The sequence below is a fragment of the Prosthecobacter sp. genome, assembly GCF_044227185.1.
GTDB lineage: Bacteria > Verrucomicrobiota > Verrucomicrobiia > Verrucomicrobiales > Verrucomicrobiaceae > Prosthecobacter.
Genome location: NZ_JBGAFO010000006.1, coordinates 463,304 through 483,411, shown reverse-complemented (window position 1 = coordinate 483,411; position 20,108 = coordinate 463,304). Strand labels below are relative to the sequence as shown.

The window sequence follows — 20,108 nt, the reverse complement described above, 5'->3', positions numbered from 1 at the left end:
GGGCTTTCTTTTAGCCTCCCAGCCTAGACGGACAAGGTGATGCGTGCAATCGCCTGCTGGAGGGCGGGAAATTCAATGGGCTTGGTCAGATGCTCCGCGAAACCCACATGCCGGCTGCGCTCAATGTCCTCGTCCATGCCAAAACCGCTCATCGCTATGGCCCGCGGCACCTGGCCGAGCTTCTTCCGCAGCTGCTCCAGCAGTTCGGTGCCACGCCCGTCGGGCAGCCCTATGTCCGAAATGAGGATGTCGAAGTCATACTCATGCGCCACTTCCATGCACTCCGCGATGCTTGAGGCGGTGCGCACCACATACCCGCGGCGCAGAAGCAGCCGCTCCAGGGTGGCGAGCGTGTCGTGGTGGTCCTCCACCACCAGCAACCGGAGATCCGGGGAGGGCGCCACATCCTGGCTGTGCGTACCATTGGATTGGGAAGTCACCACCGTACCCGGCAGATGGATGGTGAACCTGGCCCCGCAATCAGGGCCTTCACTGTAGGCAACAATGTCGCCGCTGTGCATCTGCACCAGCGCCTTGCAAATGGCCAGCCCCAGACCGAGCCCAGTGTGCGAGTGCCGCGCCCCCTGCTCAAAGGCGTCAAAGATCCGGTCCAGCTTCTCGCTCGCTATGCCCACGCCGTGATCCGAAATCTCGATTCCGATCATTCCGCCCGTCGGAGCGGCAAAGGTGCGCACTTCAACGATTCCCTCCTCCGGACTGAACTTGGCCGCATTGGTCAGGAGATTCCAAAACACCTGCTGCAGACGTGCGAAGTCGCCCCGCACATGCGCGTCCGGCGCCTCCAGCTTCTCCACCACCCTGATCCGTCGCGCGGCGAGATCCGCATGGCAGATGTCCAGCGCATGCCGCAAAACCTCGTGCACGTCGACCGGCTGAAATTCGAGCCGCAGCTTGCCATTGCGAATGCGCGCCAGATCCAGAAGGTCGTCGATCAGCCGTGCCTCGAGGCGGACATTCCGCCGAATGGTGGCGATGTGCTCACGGATCGACGGCGGACACTCGATTTCCTCAATCAAAGTCACGGCATGCACAATGGGGGACAGCGGAGTGCGCAGCTCATGGGATAGCATCGCGAGAAAGCGGTCTTTGGCCGCATTGGCCTCCTCCGCCTCGGCCTGCGCCGACTCTGCGCGAATGCGGCGCTCGCGCTCCTCCGCCTCGCGCTCCAGCGCCTCATTGCGTGCCGCCAGTTCTTCATTGGCCACACGCAGCGCCTCCTCCGCAGCCTGGGCGGTCCGGTTCATCTCCGCCAGGTCCCGGGTCTTGGCGAACAAATCCACGAAGACATTGACCTTCGAGCGCAGCACCGCGGGGCTGATGGGCTTGGTGAGGTAATCGACCGCGCCTACATCGTAGCCCAGCACCGCGTGCTCATCCTCACGGTAGTGGGCCGTGAGGAAAATGATCGGGATGTGCTGCGTGCGCTTGCGTTCCTTGATCATCCGCGCCAGCTCAATCCCGCTCATGTCGGGCATCTGGATGTCGAGCACGATGGCGGCAAAATCCCCGTCCATCAGCGCCAGCAGGGCCTCGGCGCCTGTCTGGGCCTTGATCAGTTTGTAGCTGGTGCCATCGAGCACGCTCTCGATGGCCATGAGGTTTTTGGAATCATCGTCCACCACCAGCACAGCCGGCTGGTTTGCACGTGATGGCGTGGGGTGGACGATGAAATTGACACTCATGTAGGTGGTGATCAGCGATGCAGCCAGACTCGAAGCAGGGAGAGAAGCTGGTCGGTGTTCACGGGTTTGGCAATATAATCGCTCGCCCCTGCCTCCAGGCATTTCTCCCGGTCACCCTTCATCGCCTTGGCGGTCAGCGCAAGAATCGGCAGGTGCCGAAATTCAGGCTGCTTGCGAATTTCGCGCATGGTTTCATAGCCGTCCATTTCCGGCATCATGATGTCCATCAGCACCATCGCCAGGTCGGGGCTGGATCGAATCAGCTCGATGGCCTGACGTCCGTTGGTGGCGCTGAGAATCTCCATCTCCTGGTTCTCCAGTACGGTGGAGAGGGCGAAGATGTTGCGCGCATCATCGTCCACGATCAACACCTTCCGGCCGCGCAGCACCTCATTGGTGCTGTGCAGGCGCTGCAGCATCTGCTGCTTGCCTTCAGGCAGGTCCGACATCACACGGTGGAGGAAGAGCGCCGTCTCATCCAGCAGCCGTTCGGGCGACTGCACATCCTTGAGCACAATGCTTTTCGCCATGGTGCGCAGCCGCGTCTCTTCCTCGGCGGACAGGTCCTTGCCGGTAAACACCACCACCGGAATGTCGCGAAGGCTGGACTCCTCATGGATGCGCTGCAGAAGGTCAAAGCCGCTCATGTCCGGCAGACGGAGATCGAGCACGCAGCAGTCGAAGTGACGGTCGAGCAGGGACTGGTAGGCCTCCTCCCCGCTGGCCACCGTGGTGATCTCAATGTCGTCATGGCCCAGCAGCTCCACGATGCTCATGCGCTCGGTGTCATTGTCTTCGACGACGAGCAGATGCTTCGTCCGCGGGGCGACGAAGGTCTTGATGCGGTCAAAGGCGCTCTCCAGATCCTCCGTTGTCGCCGGTTTTACCAGATAGGAGAAGGCGCCGCGGGAAAGACCATGGCTGCGCTCCTCTTCCAGCGTGATGATTTGCACCGGAATGTGTCGTGTCTCAGGCGCGAGCTTGAGGTTGTTCAGCACCGTCCAGCCCAGCATGTCCGGGAGGAAGATGTCCAAAGTGATCGCCGTGGGGTGATACTGCCGCGCGAGCGAAAGCGCCTCATGGCCGCGTGTCGCCACCAGGCCTTTGAAACCTTTGTCGCGAGCCAGGCCGAGCAGCACCCTCGCATAATGAGGATCGTCTTCGACGATGAGGGCCGCCAGATCTCCGGGCATCACGGTCGCGCGGTCATCTTCGATATGCTCATCACGCGCCGCGGCCACCGGCAGTGCAATGGAGGGAGTCCGGGAGCTGCGGCTCATGCCGACCGGACTGGTCGTCGCAGATGCCGGGCCGAAGTAAACCAGCGGCAGGTAGAGCGTGAAGGTGCTGCCTTCATTCGGCGTGCTGGCCAGCCTGATTTCACCGCCGAGCAGCGAGGCCAGCTCACGCGAAATGGCTAGCCCCAGACCAGTGCCGCCGTATTTGCGCGAGGTGCCGGCATCCGCCTGCTGGAAGGCTTCGAAGATCAGACGCTGCTTTTCGGGAGCAATGCCGATGCCCGTGTCCGTGATGGCGATGGCGATCACCGCGTTTGCGCGGTTCAGGCTCGGATGGTCCGGGCTCCAGCCGTCGTAGGCGATCTTTACATTCATTTTCACCTGGCCTGCCGCGGTGAACTTGAACGCGTTGGACAGCAGGTTCTTGATGATCTGCTGCAGACGCTTGGAGTCACTGGTGAAAGCGGGGGGAAGGCCGTTGTCAAAGTCCAGAATGAAGGGCAGGTTCTTGCTTTCCGCAATGTGGCGGAAGCTGCGCTCCACGGAGTCTCGCAGAGAAAGGAAGCTGATCTCCTCGGCATCCACCGACACCGTGCCGGACTCGATCTTGGACAGGTCGAGAATGTCATTGATGAGGTTGAGCAGGTCGGAACCGGCGGAGTGAATGTTGCGGGCAAACTCCACCTGCTTGGGATTGAGGTTGCCGCCGGAGTTTTCGCCAAGCTGCTGCCCCAGAATGAGAATGGAGTTGAGCGGCGTGCGCAGCTCGTGCGACATGTTTGCCAGGAACTCGGACTTGTATTTCGAGGTGAGCGCGAGTTCGGCCGCCTTTTCCTCCAGCGCGCGGCGCGCCTGCTCGATCTCCTTGTTCTTGCGCTCCACTTCGGCGTTCTGATCTGCAAGCTCCTGCGCTTTCTGCTCCAGCTCCTCGTTGGTCTGCTGGAGTTCCTTTTGCCCGGCCTGCAGCTCTGCGGTGAGCTGCTGGCTCTGCTGCAGAAGACCTTCCGTACGCATCGTCGCCTCGATCGTGTTCAGCACCACGCCGATGGACTGGGTGAGCTGTTCGAGGAAGTTGAGGTGACCGTCTGTGAAGGGGTGCATGGCCGCCAGTTCGATGACCGCCTTGGTCTGGCCTTCGTAGAGCACGGGCAGCACCACCACATTGGCAGGACGTGTGCTGCCGAGAGAGGAGTGAATGGGCGTGTAATCCTCCGGCACATCCACCAGCAGCACGCGCTGTTTTTCCCGGGCGCACTGGCCCACGAGACCGTCTCCCAGGGCGATGTGCTCGGGCAGCTCCTTTTCATTGGCGTATGCGGCAAGGCGCTGCAGGCGCGGATTTTCTTCGTCGCCTGAGGTGAGCTGATACACAGTCCCCTGCTGCGAGTCCACCAGCGGAGCGAGTTCGGAGAGAAGCATCTGGCCCACCGTGTAGAGGTCGCGCTGGCCCTGCAGCATTCGGGTGAACTTGGCCAGGTTCGTCTTCAGCCAGTCCTGCTCCTTGTTTCGCTCCGTGGTCACACGGAGGTTGTCGATCATCGTGTTGATGTTGTCTTTAAGTTCGGCCACCTCACCACGCGTCTCCACCTGAATGGAACGTGTGAGGTCCCCTTTTGTCACAGCGGTGGCCACCTCGGCGATGGCGCGCACCTGCGTGGTCAGATTCGCGGCGAGAAGGTTCACGTTCCCCGTAAGGTCCTTCCAGGTACCGGCCGCACCGGGCACGTTGGCCTGGCCGCCGAGGCGGCCTTCCACGCCCACTTCGCGTGCCACGTTCGTCACCTGGTCGGCGAAGGTGGCCAGCGTATCCGTCATGTTGTTGATGGTTTCCGCAAGAGCGGCCACCTCACCCTTCGCCTGCACCGTGAGGCGCTGGCGGAGGTTGCCGTTCGCCACGGCCGTCACCACTTTCACGATGCCGCGCACCTGGTCAGTCAGGTTGGCGGCCATCACGTTCACGGAGTCGGTGAGGTCTTTCCAGGTTCCGGCCACACCAGACACCTGGGCCTGTCCGCCGAGCTTCCCTTCCGTACCCACTTCACGCGCCACGCGCGTCACTTCCGCGGCGAAGGCGTTGAGCTGGTCCACCATCGTGTTAATGGTATTTTTCAGCTCCAGAATTTCCCCCTTCACGTCCACCGTGATTTTACGGGAAAGGTCACCGCGGGCCACGGCCGTGGTCACTTCCGCGATGTTTCGCACCTGGTCCGTGAGGTTGGTACCCATGGCGTTCACGGAGTCGGTCAGGTCCTTCCACGTTCCGGCCACACCAGGCACCACGGCCTGCACGCCGAGACGGCCTTCCGTACCCACTTCGCGCGCCACGCGCGTCACTTCAGAAGCGAAGGAGCGGAGCTGCTCCACCATCGTGTTGATGGTTTCCTTGAGCTGCAAAATTTCACCGCGCACGTCCACCGTGATCTTGCGTGACAAGTCTCCATTGGCCACGGCAATGGTCACTTCCGCGATATTTCGCACCTGGCCGGTGAGGTTGGAGGCCATCGAGTTCACATTGTCGGTCAGGTCTTTCCATGTGCCGGCCACACCGGACACCTGGGCCTGACCGCCAAGCTTACCTTCCGTACCCACCTCGCGCGCCACGCGGCTCACTTCAGAGGCGAAACCATTGAGCTGGTCCACCATGGTGTTGACGGTGTTTTTCAGCTCCAGAATTTCCCCCTTCACGTCCACCGTGATCTTACGGGACAAGTCGCCTTTCGCAATGGCCGTGGCCACGTCGGCAATGTTTCGCACCTGTCCCGTAAGGTTGGAGGCCATGGAGTTCACGTTGTCCGTGAGGCCTTTCCACGTGCCGGCCACACCCGGCACCTGCGCCTGGCCACCGAGCTTTCCTTCCGTACCCACCTCGCGCGCCACGCGTGTCACTTCAGAGGCAAAGGAGCGGAGCTGCTCCACCATCGTGTTGATGGTTTCCTTGAGTTCGAGAATTTCACCGCGCACGTCCACCGTGATCTGCTTGGACAAGTCTCCATTGGCCACGGCAATCGTCACTTCCGCGATGTTGCGCACCTGGGAGGTGAGGTTCGAGGCCATCGAGTTCACGTTGTCAGTCAGGTCCTTCCACGTTCCGGCCACACCGGACACCTGGGCCTGACCTCCGAGCTTGCCTTCCGTGCCCACCTCACGTGCCACGCGGCTCACTTCCGAGGCAAAGGCGTTGAGCTGGTCCACCAGGGTGTTGATGGTGTCTTTGAGTTCGAGAATTTCCCCCTGCACGTCCACCGTGATCTTGCGGGACAAGTCACCGCGGGCCACGGCGGTGGTCACTTCCGCGATGTTTCGCACCTGCGCCGTGAGGCTGTTTGCCATCGAGTTCACGTTGTCCGTGAGGTCCTTCCACGTGCCGGCCACACCGGGCACCTGCGCCTGACCGCCGAGCTTCCCTTCCGTGCCCACTTCGCGCGCCACGCGGCTCACTTCAGAGGCGAAGGCGTTGAGCTGGTCCACCATCGTGTTCATGGTTTCCTTGAGCTGCAAGATTTCCCCCTTCACGTCCACCGTGATCTTGCGGGAAAGGTCTCCTTTCGCGATGGCCGTGGCCACGTCAGCGATGTTTCGCACCTGGCCGGTGAGGTTGGAGGCCATCGAGTTCACGTTATCAGTAAGGTCCTTCCACGTACCGGCCACACCACGCACCTGGGCCTGACCACCGAGCTTGCCTTCCGTACCCACCTCGCGCGCCACGCGGCTCACTTCCGAGGCGAAGCCGTTGAGCTGGTCCACCATCGTATTGAGCGTGTTTTTGAGCTCCAAGATTTCTCCCTTCACGTCCACCGTGATCTTCTTGGACAAGTCGCCATTCGCCACGGCCGTGGCCACTTCCGCGATGTTTCGCACCTGGCCGGTGAGGTTGGAGGCCATGGAGTTCACGTTGTTGGTCAAGTCCTTCCACGTACCCGCGACGCCACCCACTTCCGCCTGGCCGCCGAGCTTGCCTTCGGTCCCCACCTCGCGCGCCACGCGGCTCACTTCAGAGGCGAAGGCGTTGAGGCGGTCCACCATCGTGTTGAGAGTGTTTTTGAGCTCCAAAATTTCTCCCTTCACGTCCACCGTGATCTTACGGGACAAGTCACCGCTGGCGATGGCCGTCGCCACGTCGGCGATGTTTCGCACCTGGTCGGTGAGGTTGTTCGCCATGAAGTTCACGTTGTCAGTCAGGTCCTTCCACGTTCCCGCCACCCCCTGCACCTGCGCCTGACCGCCGAGCTTCCCTTCCGTTCCCACCTCGCGCGCCACGCGGCTCACTTCAGAGGCGAAGGCGTTGAGCTGGTCCACCATCGTGTTCATGGTTTCCTTGAGCTGCAAAATTTCCCCTTTCACGTCCACCGTGATCTTGCGGGAAAGGTCTCCTTTCGCGATGGCCGTGGCCACATCGGCAATGTTTCGCACCTGGCCCGTGAGGTTGGAGGCCATGGAGTTCACGTTGTCGGTCAAGTCCTTCCACGTACCGGCGACGCCGCCCACTTCCGCCTGACCACCGAGCTTCCCTTCGGTACCCACTTCGCGCGCCACGCGGCTCACTTCAGAGGCGAAGGAGTTGAGGCGGTCCACCATGGTGTTGATGGTGTTTTTCAGCTCCAGAATTTCCCCCTTCACGTCCACCGTGATCTTGCGGGAAAGGTCACCGCGCGCCACCGCCGTCGTCACGTCCGCGATGTTTCGCACCTGGCCGGTGAGGTTGGAGGCCATCGAGTTCACGGAGTCGGTGAGGTCCTTCCACGTTCCCGCCACACCAGACACTTCCGCCTGGCCGCCGAGCTTGCCTTCCGTCCCCACTTCACGCGCCACGCGCGTCACTTCGGAGGAGAAGGCATTGAGCTGGTCCACCATCGTGTTGATGGTTTCCTTGAGTTCGAGAATTTCACCCTTCACGTCCACCGTGATCTTGCGGGAAAGGTCGCCGCGCGCCACGGCCGTCGTCACGGCAGCGATGTTGCGCACCTGCGCCGTGAGGTTGGAGGCCATCGCGTTCACCGAGTCGGTCAAGTCCTTCCACGTCCCCGCCACACCAGGCACCACGGCCTGACCACCGAGACGGCCTTCCGTTCCCACTTCGCGCGCCACGCGCGTCACTTCAGAGGCGAAGGAGCGGAGCTGATCCACCATGGTGTTGATGGCTTCTTTGAGCTGCAAGATTTCACCGCGCACGTCCACCGTGATCTTCTTGGACAAGTCGCCCGCAGCCACCGCAATGGTCACGTCCACGATGTTTCGCACCTGTGCCGTGAGGTTGCCCGCCATCTGGTTCACGGATTCGGTCAGGTCCTTCCACACACCGGACACTCCCTTCACCTGGGCCTGGCCGCCCAGCTTGCCTTCCGTGCCCACTTCACGCGCCACGCGCGTCACTTCGGAGGTGAACACGGAGAGCTGGTCGATCATGCGGTTCACCAGCTTGGCGGAGTGGAGGAATTCGCCCTCCAGAGGCCGGCCGTCCACTTCGATGGCCATCGCCTGGCCCAGGTCGCCTTTCGCCACAGCACCGATCGCGCGCGTCACCTCCGTGGTGGGTCGCACCAGGTCATCCATCAGCGTGTTGAGCGCCTGCACCTCATCCGCCCAGCCGCCGATCATGCCGGTGACGGCCATGCGCTGGCGGAGGCGCCCCTCCTTGCCCACCACGCGCGAGACCCACGCGGCCTCATGCGCGCGGCGCTCGCTCATGCTCAGCACGTCGTTGAACGCATCGGCAATCTTGCCGCGCACACCGGTCCAGCCCTCAGGAAGCCGCATCGTGAAGTCGCCTTTTCGGAATGCGAGCATCGCGGCCAGGAATTCCAGCTCCCAGGATTCACCATTCGCACCCGTCCCGTTGGATGAAGGCGGCATCCGTTTGGGAGTGGCAACTGATACCCGAGAGGCGGAGGCGGAAAGAGTCTTCGTTTTGGCCATGGCGGTGAGAGTTTAAATGGATGGCTGTCCCAGGCTACTATCAGGCCGTATTAGGCTTCGACTGTCAGTCATAATTTGATCAGGGTATCCCTGATTTATTCTCAATCAGTTGGCTGATGAGAACCAATGTCCTATGCTGAATCCGTGCCGCCTCCGGAATTTTCATCTTCCATACGAGACTTTCTCTCCCGCCACGTTCGTTCAATCGAACAGTTGGAGATTCTGCTGCTCCTCAGTCGGAAGCCCGGCACGCTGTGGTCCGCCAGGGAGGTCTATGATGCTATTCTGAGCACCCCCTCCTCCGTGGAGCGCTGGCTGAATGAACTGGCAGGCCAGGGACTCCTGGAAAAGGCCACCGATCCTGTCGGCTACCGCTGCTGCTCGGATGCAGGCCTGCGGTCCCAAATCGATATGCTGGCGGAAATCTACCGTATTTCTCCGGTCCGTGTCATCGAAGCCATTTACCGGCGCGACACTCATGCGGCGCAAAGTTTTGCTGACGCATTCAAAATCAAAAACCCCGAATCACACTCGTAATGGGCCCGATCATCTATCTTCTCTGCGCCCTCACCTGCCTCGGAGCAGCGGTCCTGCTGTGGCGTGGTTATCGGCGCAGTCGTCAGCGCCTCTTGTACTGGAGCGCTCTGTGTTTTGCCATCATGGCGGTCTCAAACGGACTGCTCATCCTCGACCTCGTGCTTCTCCCGGAAGTTTACATTCTCCCCTGGCGCAGCGGCGTCTCCCAGATCGCCCTGCTGGTGCTCATCTACGGCCTTATCTTTGAATCCGACTAGCCATGCTCAACCAATTCCTTGCTGGCGCCGCCACCATCAGCCTGATTGTCATCTCCCTCTTCTTCCTGCGTTTTTGGAAGCGCACCGGCGACCGTCTCTTTCTGTTTTTTGCAGGCGCCTTTGTGTTTCTGATGATCGAGCGCGTCGTCCGCGCCGTCATGGCGGTGGAAACCGCGGAGACTGAATGGACCCCCTATGTTTACATGATCCGTCTGGTCGCCTTTGTCCTCATTATCATCGCCATCGTGGACAAAAACCGGCGTTCATAAAAGAAAATCCGTGCGTACTGTCATAGGAAGACGAAAAGATCCTGCCCGTTTCCCAGGCAGGATCCATCGGGGATGAATGAGGTTTGTCGAAGGCCGCTAGCGCTTGGATGAATGACCAAACAGGCTGGAGAGAGCCATGCCGATCACCAGGGCGATACCGACCGACTTCAGAGGATGAGTCACCACCCAGCGGGCCGTCTGGTCATATTGAGCCGCTGCATAGCGCTCCGCCTGCGTGACCTGCTTTGCCAGACGCTGCCGGGTTTCCTGCACGGCATCGCGGGCATAGGCGCTGGCGCGGCGGGCGGCTTCCAGCGTGGGTTCCACCACCTGCTGGCGGGCCACCTTCATTGTGTCGTCAGCCAGGGTGCGGACATCTTTCTTGAGTGTTTCCGCAGTGAGGGTTGCGGGGGCAAAAAATGAAGTTCTCATGGGATTTGGAATAGGTGTGTGTTACACCCATGAATCGTCCCGCAGTGGCGTGCTGGTCTTGCCAAATGACGCAGGATGCCGGGCCTGTCAGCGGGCCCGACTCAAGCTCCATTCACTCACAAGCGCAGGGCCGGAGGGGTGGTTTCCACGCGGACGAGCATCTGGTGCAGCTGCTCCGGAGCAAAGGGCTTCTCCCAAAAGTCCAGCGCACCGCGCCGGATGGCCTCCTCCTCGATCGGCAGGGTCGCAGCGGAGGTAAAAATAACCACCGGTATTTTCGGATGCGACTGCTGAATCTTCCCCAGGAGATCAAATCCGCTCTCACGGCCCAGATTGATGTCCAGCAGGACGAGGTCAAAGGGGGTTCGCTTCATGGCTATGAGCGCGGCTGCGCCCCGGCCTGCGCTGACCGCGCCATGGCCTGCGTCTTCCACCAGCTGGCTGACAGCTTCGCGGATGATTTTTTCATCGTCGATGATTAGAATGTTCATGTCTTTGCAGCCTCCTCTCAGTCGGATGAGGGTTTGGAATTGGGCACGGGCAGGGCAATGATGAATTCAGCGCCTGCAGCGGTGCCTTCCGCGAGCGTGATGCTGCCACCCATGGCATCGATCAAACGCTTCACAATGGACAGGCCCAGCCCCGTGGAGGGTTCATCGCCTGTCGGCTGGGCGCTCAGACGCCCGTAGCGCCGGAATAGTTTTGTCCGGTCTTCCGCGGTGAAGCCGGGGCCTGTGTCGCTCACATGGCATTTCGCCATTCCCCCCATGGGCCGGTGCACGGTGACGGTCACCTCACCGCCTTCAGAGGAAAATTTGATTGCATTGGACACCAGGTTTTCCAGAGCCTGCATCACCCCTTCGGGATCCGCCTCCACCAGCACCGGCACCTTGGGAATGTGCGTGGTCAGAGTGATCGTCTTGGCATGCGCCGCCGGCTGATGACTGGCGGCCACCTGCGCCGCCACATTGGCCAGGTCCACCGTCACATGCTTGATTTGAATCTGCTCGGCACGTTGGTTCGCCAGGAACTCCTGCATGAAGGCCAGCATGCGCTCGGTGGCGCTCATGATGTTCTCCACCAGGGGCACGCAGCGCGGCGGCATCTCCGTCTTGCGGCTCTGCAGCAGCCCGGCGCTGAGCTTCATCCCGGCCAGGCTGTTTTTGAGGTCGTGCGCCAGAATGCCCAGAATCTCATCCTTGTCTTCCGCCAGCGCGTGCAGGCGGTCCCGGGCCTGCTTGAGCGCGAGCTGGGTGCGCACGCGGGAGACCAGCTCCGCGCGGTTGAAAGGCTTGGTCACATAGTCCACCCCGCCTGTTTCGAGGGCCTGTACAACGATGTTCTTGTCATCGTCAGCCGAAAGGAAAATCACCGGAATGTCCGCCCATTGGATGTTGGTTTTGATACGACGGCAGACCGCCAGCCCGTCGGTTTCCGGCATCATCACATCCAGCAGAATGAGATCCGGGGTTCGCTTGAAGAGCTGCTGGAAGGCTTCCTCCGCATTGCTGGCCAGCATGACCTCGTAGCGCATCATGGTCAGCACATTGCCCACACTGCGTAGATTCTCCTCCTGGTCGTCCACAATGAGGATGGTTTCGGTGGGCGGGGTGGTCATGTGATGCGGTACTGAGGAAACAAAAGCAGGCTCGGATTTTTTCACTTTTGAAGGCAGCTCCTTTAACTATGAACAAAGATGAAACCGAGGCTACTTTGAATACAAGAACGAAATGTACAGGGTTTCCCTGATTGCGGCATGCAGGAAGGACCCCGCACCTCCATTGCCCATCCTAAGCTAGGAAGATGGCTCATGCGGAAAAATGCATCAAATCCTCGACTCCCTGCCGCAGCCTGCTTCATACTCGCCGCCGCACCCCGCCTCCCACCATGAACCGTCTCTGCCTCCTCGCCTTCCTGTCCTTCCATGCCCTGTCTGCCACATCGTCATGGGCCGATGCCGACCTGAAGAAAACCGCCGCCGCCATCGACGGCTACCGCTATGAGTTTCCCTGCAAGGACCCCATGCCGGAAAATCCGAAACCCGGCGCGGACGGCATCTCCGCGCGCATGACCAGCGACCCCGCCACCAATGACAAGTTCACCGACGTGAAGAAATTCGGCGGCGATCCCGGCAAGCGCTACCGGGTCACGCTGCGCGTTCGCGGCGTGGTGGAGCCGATGATGTACAAGGACGGCCGGCAGGTGGGTGAACGCTTCTACGTCGGCGGGACACCCAACAACGCCACCTACAACATCTACCAGCTCAGCATTTCCTCCCCTTCCTCCCACTTCTTCTTCAATCGGGACGACAAGGTCGGCCACCGCATCTTCACGATCGACTACACCGCCACGGTTGAGATCGACGGCGGCGCCACCCTTTCCTTCCACGGCGACGGCCAGAACGGCCACATGATCACCAACTTCGCCAAGCTCGTGGTGCCAGACGTCCCCCCTGCCCCGCAGCCGTACAACGGCCAGTTCATCCAGCTCAATGTGGTGGACGTGGTGGAGATGAAGAAGCCCGAGCGTGCCCAGCCGCCCACGCGTCCGCTCGATGCACCGGGCGCGCCGAAATTCACGCGGCTGGATGGCAAACCTGGCGCAGTGCCGCCCGTCGCAGCCGAAGGTGACTTCGTTGTCGGCCCCGACTACACGCCCGCTCCAGAGACCAAAGTCGTGGCGGGTGTCCCGCAAGGAAAGGTTCAGCAGTTCCAGATCGACTCCAAAGACTGCAAGCTCTTCAATCCCGGCATCGCGCGCGACGTGTTTGGCATCGTCGATCCCAAGAATCCCAAAACGCTGATCGTCGAAACCCACCCCGTTGACTACAAACGCACGGTCACTGTCTATCTCCCCGCGCAGTATGTGGCGGGAAGCGCAGCCCCCTTCATCGTTACTCATGACGGGCCCGGAATGGGCAGGCCAGACATGAACCTGGCGCACATCCTCGACAACCTCATCGCCCAGAAGCGTGTGCCCGCCATGATCGCCATCATGATTTCCAGCGGCGGCGGCGACGCGCAGGGCCACGAACGCGGCCGCGAATACGACACGATGTCAGGGCTCTACGCCGAGTTCATCGAAAACGAAGTCCTGCCCCTGGTCGAAAAGAACTGCGGGGTGAAACTCACCAAGGACCCGAAAGGCCGCGCCACCATGGGCAACAGCTCCGGAGGCTCCGCCGCCCTGGCCATGGCCTGGTACCATCCGGACCTGTATCACCGCGTGCTCACCTTCTCCGGAACCTTTGTGAATCAGCAGTGGCCCTTCAATCCAGAAACTCCGGACGGCGCCTGGGGCTTCCACAGCAAGATCATACCTGAAAGCCCTGTGAAGCCCCTGCGCATCTGGATGGCCGTGGGCGACCGCGATCTCCTCAATCCCAATGTGATGCGCGACGGCATGCACGACTGGGTGGAGGCGAACAATCGCATGGCCAGAGTCCTCAAGGAAAAAGGCTACCACTACCAGTATGTCTATTGCCTCAATACCGGCCACGGCGTCGGGCCTGCGAAGCCGCAGCTCCTTCCAGAGGCGCTGGAGTGGCTTTGGCAGGGCTATCCCGCGGGAAAATAATCCTCACGCGACGCGGCGCAGCAGTACGAAACAGCGCTCCGGCAGCGGCAGCACGGTTCCGGCATCGTGTTCGACAGGCGTGTCCAGGAAGCCTTTTTCCGACACCGTGTCCAGCACCACCGCCCAGCGCTGTACCGCGTAGTTCGGCAGCGTGAAGTCCACCTGCTGATGGGAGGCGTTCAGCAGCATGAGGAAAGTGTCATCGTGCACAGGCATGCCGTGCCAGTCCCTCACGTCATGCACATCACCATACAGCAGCACGCCCAGGGTCTTCACAAAGTGCGTGTTCCATTCATCATCGTTCATCTCCTGCCCCAGCGGGTTCAGCCACATGATGTCCTTCACGTCCACGCCGCGCACCTTGCGCCCGTAGAAAAACTTCGGCCTGCGAAAGATGGGGTGCTGGCGACGGAAGGCGATGAGCTTTGCGGTGAACTCCATCTGCGCATCCTCCTCCGCGGTCCGTTTCCAGCTCAGCCAGCTAATTTCATTGTCTTGACAGTATGCATTGTTGTTCCCCTGCTGCGTGCGTCCGTATTCATCCCCGCCGCAGATCATGGGCACTCCCAGTGAAAGCATGAGCGTGGTCAGGAAATTTCGCTTCTGCCGGCGGCGCAACGCATTCACGCCTGCATCCTCGGTGGGGCCCTCCGCACCACAGTTCCACGAGTGGTTGAGGTTGTCCCCGTCGTTGCCGTTCTCACCGTTGGCCTCGTTGTGCTTGTCATTGTAGCTCACCAGGTCATGCAGTGTGTAACCGTCGTGAGCAGTCACGTAGTTGATGCTCGCGTAAGGCCTCCGGCCGTCGTCCTGATAGAGGTCGCTGGATCCCGTCAGACGCGCGGCGAGTTCTGCGACCTGGGAGTCGTCGCCTTTCCAGTAGGCACGCACACAGTCCCGGTACTTGCCGTTCCATTCGGCCCACCCCACCGGGAAGTTTCCCACCTGGTATCCGCCTTCTCCCACATCCCAGGGTTCAGCGATGAGTTTCACCCGCTGCAGCACCGGATCCTGGTGAATGATGTCAAAAAAGCCGCCCAGCTTGTCCACTTCATGCAGGCCGCGCGCGAGTGTGGAGGCAAGGTCAAAGCGAAAGCCGTCCACCCGGCACTCCGTGGCAAAGTAGCGCAGTGAATCCATCACCAACTGCAGCACACGCGGGTGCTGCATGTTGAGGGTGTTGCCCGTTCCTGTGTAATCCATGTAGTGCCGGGGCGAATCCGCCACGCAGCGGTAATAACTGCGGTTGTCGATGCCCTTGAACGACAGTGTCGGGCCCAGGTGGTTGCCTTCCGCCGTGTGGTTGTACACCACGTCCAGGATCACCTCGATTCCCGCCGCGTGCAGGTTCTTCACCATCTGCTTGAATTCCACCACCTGCTCCCCGGCCGTTCCACTGGAGGAGTAGCGTGACTCAGGCGCGAAGTAGCCTATCGAGGAGTAGCCCCAGTAGTTCGTCAGCCCGCGTGACTCCAGGAAATGGTCGTTCACAAAATGGTGCACCGGCTGAAGTTCGACCGCGGTCACGCCGAGCTGTTTGAAATACGCAATCGCCATGCGCGAGCCGAGGCCCGCGTAGGTGCCCCGCAGCTTCTTCGGCATCGATGCCCATAGCTTTGAAAAGCCCTTCACATGAACTTCATAGATGACCGTTTCCGCCATCGGCCGGTCGATGCGCTGGTCTCCCGTCCAGTCAAACTTGTCATCGACCACCACGCAGCGCGGCGTCAGCCCGGCATTATCCCGTGTGTCCAGATCAAAGTCCTCATTGCCACCGATCCGGTAGCCGTACATCTCGTCCTTCCACTTGAAGCCTCCCGTGATCGCTTTGGCATACGGATCCAGCAGCAGCTTGCGCGGATTGAAACGATGGCCCTCCTCTGGTTTCCAAGGGCCATGCACCCGGTATCCATACGGCGTCCCGGGCTTTGCTCCGAGCAGGTAGCCATGAAAGACGTGATCCGTCTTTTCCGCCAGCCTCCGCCGCGCGATTTCTCTCTCAGGCTGCTGCGGATCAAAGAGGCAGAGCTCCACCTTCTCGGCATGCTCGCTGAAAAGTGCAAAATTGGTGCCCTTGCCATCCCAAGTTGCCCCGAGGGGATAAGAATGGCCCTGCCTAAGTCGAAACGAATTCATGTGGTCGGATGCGAAAAACTCGCCTCAGGATCGCAGACCAGCCGCGGAGCGGATGTAAGCACCGTCCCAATCATTTCCCCGGCTCCTCCGTCTTGGCCCAGCAGCGCAGCACCTCCGCAACACTCCACGCCTGGGCGATGCAGGCGCGCTGCGTGTAAGGCTCTTCGGCATCAAAGACTTCGCTGATCGAGCCGACACAGCCTTCGTCGAGGTGCTTGATGAGCCCGCCGAGAAGCCGCCGCGCCCCAGCCTTGTCCTCCGGATGCACTTTGAGCCAGGCATCGATGAAGGGTCCGATGAGCCATGCCCATACGGTACCCTGGTGGTAGGCTGCGTCGCGTGCGCGCAGATCGCCGAAATAACGCGCCTTGTAATCGGGATGACCCCGCGAAAGGGAGCGCAGCCCGACAGGCGTGAGGAGTTCGGACCGCACTTTTTCCAAAACCGCCGGCCATCGGGCCTCATCAAGCACCGGATTCCGCAGAGAGAAGCTGAAGATCTGATTCGGACGGATCGCGGGATCATCTCCGTGCTCTCCATCCACCACATCGAAAAGACACCCGCGCTCTTCACACCAGAACCTGCGGTTGAAGGACTCACGGGCCCGCCGTGCGTGCTCCTCATAGGGCGCGGCTGTTTCCTGGTTCTTCTCCGTGCGCAGCCACTCCGCCAGGAGGCACAGTGCATTGTACCACAGGGCGTTGATCTCCACTGCTTTGCCACGGCGCGGCGTCACGACCCAGCCGTCCACCTTCGCATCCATCCACGTGAGCTGATAGCCCTCCGCGCCCTGACGCAGCAGACCATCAGCGTTATCCACGCCGATGCCGAAACGCGTACCCCGCAGGTGGTGATCAATGATGTCCACCAGCTTCGGCAGCAGCAGTTGCAGCGTGCCGCGGTCCTTCGTCACGCTCACATAACGGTCCAGCGCATGGAAGAACCACAGCGTGGCATCCGCCGTATGATAGACGCCCTCCCGCTCGCCGTCGGGAAAGTAGTTTGGGATCAGCCCGTCGCGGATGTAATACGCGAAGGTGCGCAGAATCCACGCCGCCTCGTGATGACGGCCCGTCGTGAGGGTCAGGCCTTCGAGACTGATCATTGTATCCCGGCCCCAGTCGGTAAACCAATGGTAGCCGGCGATGACCGTGCGCACTTCGTCGCCCGCGGCCTTCGCACGCGCGGCGTCCTCGATACGGCCCGCCGGAGTGATGATGAACTGGTCGGCAGCCAGCACCAGCTCTGAAGCTGGCGCGCTTTGTAGATCGGGTGTGGTGGCCGTCACCAAACGTTGACGCCGAGCCAGATCTGCAGACAGAGCAGACTGGGGCTCGATCGCCAGGATGGACGCCCACTCCTCCGTGGAGGCCACCAGAGTCACAGGACGGTCCGGACGCAGATCAATCACAAACGCCCCCGGCGTCCACAAGACGCCCCGCGAATGGTAGCCGCGGTCGGCCTCGGTCTGGTAGCCGATTTCGCGCACCTGGCCGCCTTCGTGCCTGAAGCAGGCCTTGTCGTCGCTGACATACAGACGCAGCGAATACGGCAGTCCGGCGGTGGCCAGTTCATAGCGGCGCTCATGAATGAGCAGCGAATAACCGGAGGTGAAAGGCTCCGCCACATCATGCTCGTAACGGCGGAAATGTACCGAGGGGCGCAGCTCCAGCTTGGCACTCTCCTGTCCGGACAACAGCCGGTAGGTGACGTGCACGGTGTTCTGCCCGTGAATGAGAAGCAGCCGTTTTTCGATCGTGTATCCCCAGGCTTCAAACACCCACACCGGCAGGCCGTGCTCGAGGCGGAACTCGCGCACATAGTGCTCCCGCTCGCCGTTTTCACCCGCCTGATGAGATTCCTCCCCGCCGATCTGCACACAGCGGTTTTCATTCAAACGCAGATGCTCGGACAGATGATTGAGCATGACCACGCGGCCAAAGGGCGCGGGCAGCGCCGCCACCAGCAGGCCATGGTACCGGCGCGTCACCATGCCAGAAATGGTGCCGGAGCCGTAGCCGCCAAGGCCGTTTGTGATGAGCCATTCACGGCGCAGGATTTCACGGGCGTTGTCAGCCTGCGCCTGGGCAACGTCGATACGGCGGATGAGTTCGGAGTTCATGATGCTGAGATGGGGGTGAGCAGTGCGGCGGATTCGGCGGGAAGATTCCAGTTGTCGTCGGTGTCGATGGCCGGCGTGCCTCCGCCGCCATAACGCGGATCCTCACTGGACCAGGCGGTCTCCCACACACAGCCCAGAGGCGGAGCGAGCAGCGGCTCCGGTGCGGGATCCAGATGAAGGTGCGCGCCCAGGTTTACCAGAAGCAGGCGGTCGTTTTGATCACGCCCGAAAAAGCGCAGCACAAAAGCTGAAGCGCCCAGCACCGCGCCATCATAGGTGCCTCTCTGCGCATTTCCCAGCAGCGGGTCTTCCTTGCGCAGTCGCAGCAGGTCTCGGTGCAGCAGCAGCACCTCCGCGTTCTTTTCCCGGTCAGCAAAGTCGAGCTTGCAGCGGCGGAAGGTCTCTTCGCGCTCAGGATTCGGAATGAGCGCCGCGACATCTTCGGAAGCGATGCTGGGAAACTGCGCCAGGAACTCTTCACGCCCTTTGGCCACCAGGGTCGCCAGCTCCGGCTTGTGATCGGCAAAATAGAGGAAGGGAGTCGATGCGGCAAACTCCTCCCCTTGAAACAGCATCGGTGTGTTCGGTCCCAGCAGCAGGAGGGCGGTCAGCGCCCGCAGCTTTGCCGCGCTGGTCAGCGTATGCGCCCGCCGTCCCCACAGCGAATTGGCAATCTGGTCATGGTTCTGCAGGAAGTTGACAAAATTGCCCGGCGTCAGATCAAAGCCGGGCGTCCCGCGGCGCGCCTTCTGCCATTTGTAGCGCTGCCCCTGAAACAGGAAGCCCCATTTGGCCGATGAAATGAATTCCTGGGGCGAGCCCTTGTAATCGGTGTAATAGGCTTCATTGCGCCCCGTCATCGCCACGATGGCGGTGTGATGAAAGTCGTCATTCCAGAGCGCGTCCAGACCATAGCCCCCCTGCGCGCGCGGGCGGATCAGACGTGCCTCCTGGGGCTCGTTTTCACCCACGATGTAGATGCCCCGCCCCCGTGCCGAGGCATGCGCACAGCGCGTGATCGCGGCAAGCACGTGCTCCTTGGAGGCATCGTAAATGTTCTGCGTTGCGTCGAGGCGCAGACCATCGCAGTGGAATTCGTCAATCCAATAGCCACCGTTTGCCGTGATGAACTCTCTCACAGGAGCACTGGCTTCGTCATCGAAGTTCGGCGGCTCGCCCCAGTCTGTGGAATAACGTGAGGTGAAATAGTGCGGGGAGAACTCCTTGAGAAAGTTGCCGTCCGGTCCGAAATGATTGTACACCACGTCCAGGATCACACCGAGCCCGAGCTCATGGGCACGATCGACAAAACGGCGGAAGTCGTCGGGACGCCCGTACAGCCGTGTGGGCGCATACAGGTTCACTCCGTCATAGCCCCAGCCAAAACGACCCGGAAAATCCGCCACGGGCATGACCTCCAGCAACGTCACTCCCAGGTCCGCAAGATGGGGCAGTTTCTCCGTGGCGGCCTCCCATGTGCCTTCCTGAGTGAAGGTGCCGATGTGCATCTCATAGAGCACCTGCCCCTCCCGGGAGACTCCCTGCCATGGGTCGTCCGTCCACGCAAACGTGCCGGGATCGACAATTTGAGATGGGCCATGCGGACCTTGCGGTTGGAAACGTGAAGCCGGGTCAGGAAACTCGCCGCTGTCCAGCCTGTAACGGTAATGCATGCCGCTCTTTGCAGCCGCATGCCAGCCCGACCAGTAACCGCCGGCCTCGGGGCTCAGCGCGATCTCTGCCACGCCGCTCATGTCCTCCTTTTCGGCCAGAAGCACCGTGACCTGCCGCGATGACGGAGCCCAGGTCCGGAAATGTACGCCGCCTCCGGGCTGCACTTCAGCTCCCACTGGCAGACGGCGTGATGGATCGGGGGTCTCAGTCATGATCAGGCGGGGAAGAGAGGGAAAAAGATCCAGGGCGGC

12 protein-coding genes are annotated in these 20,108 nt (G+C 61.1%); 4 read left to right on the top strand and 8 right to left on the bottom strand.

What is annotated here, in order from left to right:
* Positions 1-23: 23 nt before the first annotated feature.
* Complete coding sequence (locus tag ACILSQ_RS16870) at positions 24-1,703, bottom strand: response regulator (protein ID WP_395744824.1); 1,680 nt, start codon at positions 1,701-1,703, stop codon at positions 24-26.
* Between the two features lie 11 nt (positions 1,704-1,714).
* On the bottom strand, positions 1,715-8,791 hold the full coding sequence (locus ACILSQ_RS16865) for a HAMP domain-containing protein (RefSeq protein WP_395744823.1): 7,077 nt from the start codon (positions 8,789-8,791) through the stop codon (positions 1,715-1,717).
* A gap of 366 nt (positions 8,792-9,157) precedes the next feature.
* Between ACILSQ_RS16865 and ACILSQ_RS16860 the strand changes: the two genes are divergently transcribed.
* Genes ACILSQ_RS16860 through ACILSQ_RS16850 form a run of 3 tightly spaced genes read left to right on the top strand, consistent with a single transcriptional unit; the run spans position 9,158 to position 9,917 of the window.
* Positions 9,158-9,391: a hypothetical protein gene (locus tag ACILSQ_RS16860; protein ID WP_395744822.1), complete on the top strand. Its 234-nt coding sequence runs from the start codon at positions 9,158-9,160 to the stop codon at positions 9,389-9,391.
* Positions 9,391-9,648, top strand: coding sequence for a DUF5985 family protein (locus ACILSQ_RS16855; RefSeq protein ID WP_395744821.1), 258 nt, complete (start codon positions 9,391-9,393; stop codon positions 9,646-9,648). Before ACILSQ_RS16860 ends, ACILSQ_RS16855 begins: the two co-directional genes overlap by 1 nt.
* Positions 9,649-9,650: 2 nt before the next feature.
* Positions 9,651-9,917, top strand: coding sequence for a DUF5985 family protein (locus ACILSQ_RS16850; protein WP_395744820.1), 267 nt, complete (start codon positions 9,651-9,653; stop codon positions 9,915-9,917).
* Positions 9,918-10,013: 96 nt separating this feature from the next.
* Here the strand turns inward: ACILSQ_RS16850 and ACILSQ_RS16845 are convergent, their stop codons facing one another.
* The 3 genes from ACILSQ_RS16845 to ACILSQ_RS16835 all read right to left on the bottom strand — a co-directional run bounded on the left by ACILSQ_RS16845 (position 10,014) and on the right by ACILSQ_RS16835 (position 11,967).
* Complete coding sequence (locus ACILSQ_RS16845; RefSeq protein WP_395744819.1) at positions 10,014-10,349, bottom strand: hypothetical protein; 336 nt, start codon at positions 10,347-10,349, stop codon at positions 10,014-10,016.
* A gap of 116 nt (positions 10,350-10,465) precedes the next feature.
* A complete protein-coding gene (locus ACILSQ_RS16840) occupies positions 10,466-10,840 on the bottom strand; it encodes a response regulator (protein ID WP_395744818.1) in 375 nt (124 codons plus the stop codon).
* A 17-nt stretch (positions 10,841-10,857) separates the two neighbouring features.
* Positions 10,858-11,967: a response regulator gene (locus ACILSQ_RS16835; RefSeq protein WP_395744817.1), complete on the bottom strand. Its 1,110-nt coding sequence runs from the start codon at positions 11,965-11,967 to the stop codon at positions 10,858-10,860.
* Positions 11,968-12,860: 893 nt separating this feature from the next.
* On the opposite strand from ACILSQ_RS16835, the gene ACILSQ_RS16830 reads away from it, so the two are divergent.
* On the top strand, positions 12,861-13,925 hold the full coding sequence (locus ACILSQ_RS16830) for an alpha/beta hydrolase (RefSeq protein WP_395744849.1): 1,065 nt from the start codon (positions 12,861-12,863) through the stop codon (positions 13,923-13,925).
* Between the two features lie 3 nt (positions 13,926-13,928).
* Here the strand turns inward: ACILSQ_RS16830 and glgX are convergent, their stop codons facing one another.
* The 3 genes from glgX to treZ form a co-directional block, all read right to left on the bottom strand.
* Positions 13,929-16,061 carry a glycogen debranching protein GlgX gene (glgX, locus tag ACILSQ_RS16825; RefSeq protein ID WP_395744816.1) on the bottom strand — a complete coding sequence of 711 codons (2,133 nt, stop codon included), beginning with the start codon at positions 16,059-16,061 and terminating at the stop codon, positions 13,929-13,931.
* Between the two features lie 70 nt (positions 16,062-16,131).
* Positions 16,132-18,183, bottom strand: a complete 2,052-nt coding sequence (locus ACILSQ_RS16820; protein WP_395744815.1) for an amylo-alpha-1,6-glucosidase — start codon at positions 18,181-18,183, stop codon at positions 16,132-16,134.
* The gene (gene treZ / locus ACILSQ_RS16815; protein WP_395744814.1) at positions 18,180-20,069 is read right to left on the bottom strand and encodes a malto-oligosyltrehalose trehalohydrolase; all 1,890 of its coding nucleotides are present in this window, start codon (positions 20,067-20,069) and stop codon (positions 18,180-18,182) included. Before treZ ends, ACILSQ_RS16820 begins: the two co-directional genes overlap by 4 nt.
* Between the last annotated feature and the right edge of the window lie 39 nt (positions 20,070-20,108).

Coding starts and splice junctions, on each gene's coding strand:
- ACILSQ_RS16835 (WP_395744817.1), bottom strand. CDS start 11,967: ATGACCACCCCGCCCACCGAAACCATCCTCATTGTGGACGACCAGGAG.
- ACILSQ_RS16840 (WP_395744818.1), bottom strand. CDS start 10,840: ATGAACATTCTAATCATCGACGATGAAAAAATCATCCGCGAAGCTGTC.
- ACILSQ_RS16830 (WP_395744849.1), top strand. CDS start 12,861: ATGAAGAAGCCCGAGCGTGCCCAGCCGCCCACGCGTCCGCTCGATGCA.
- ACILSQ_RS16850 (WP_395744820.1), top strand. CDS start 9,651: ATGCTCAACCAATTCCTTGCTGGCGCCGCCACCATCAGCCTGATTGTC.
- ACILSQ_RS16865 (WP_395744823.1), bottom strand. CDS start 8,791: ATGCCGCCTTCATCCAACGGGACGGGTGCGAATGGTGAATCCTGGGAG.
- ACILSQ_RS16845 (WP_395744819.1), bottom strand. CDS start 10,349: ATGAGAACTTCATTTTTTGCCCCCGCAACCCTCACTGCGGAAACACTC.
- ACILSQ_RS16855 (WP_395744821.1), top strand. CDS start 9,391: ATGGGCCCGATCATCTATCTTCTCTGCGCCCTCACCTGCCTCGGAGCA.
- ACILSQ_RS16820 (WP_395744815.1), bottom strand. CDS start 18,183: ATGAACTCCGAACTCATCCGCCGTATCGACGTTGCCCAGGCGCAGGCT.
- treZ (WP_395744814.1), bottom strand. CDS start 20,069: ATGACTGAGACCCCCGATCCATCACGCCGTCTGCCAGTGGGAGCTGAA.
- ACILSQ_RS16870 (WP_395744824.1), bottom strand. CDS start 1,703: ATGAGTGTCAATTTCATCGTCCACCCCACGCCATCACGTGCAAACCAG.
- glgX (WP_395744816.1), bottom strand. CDS start 16,061: ATGAATTCGTTTCGACTTAGGCAGGGCCATTCTTATCCCCTCGGGGCA.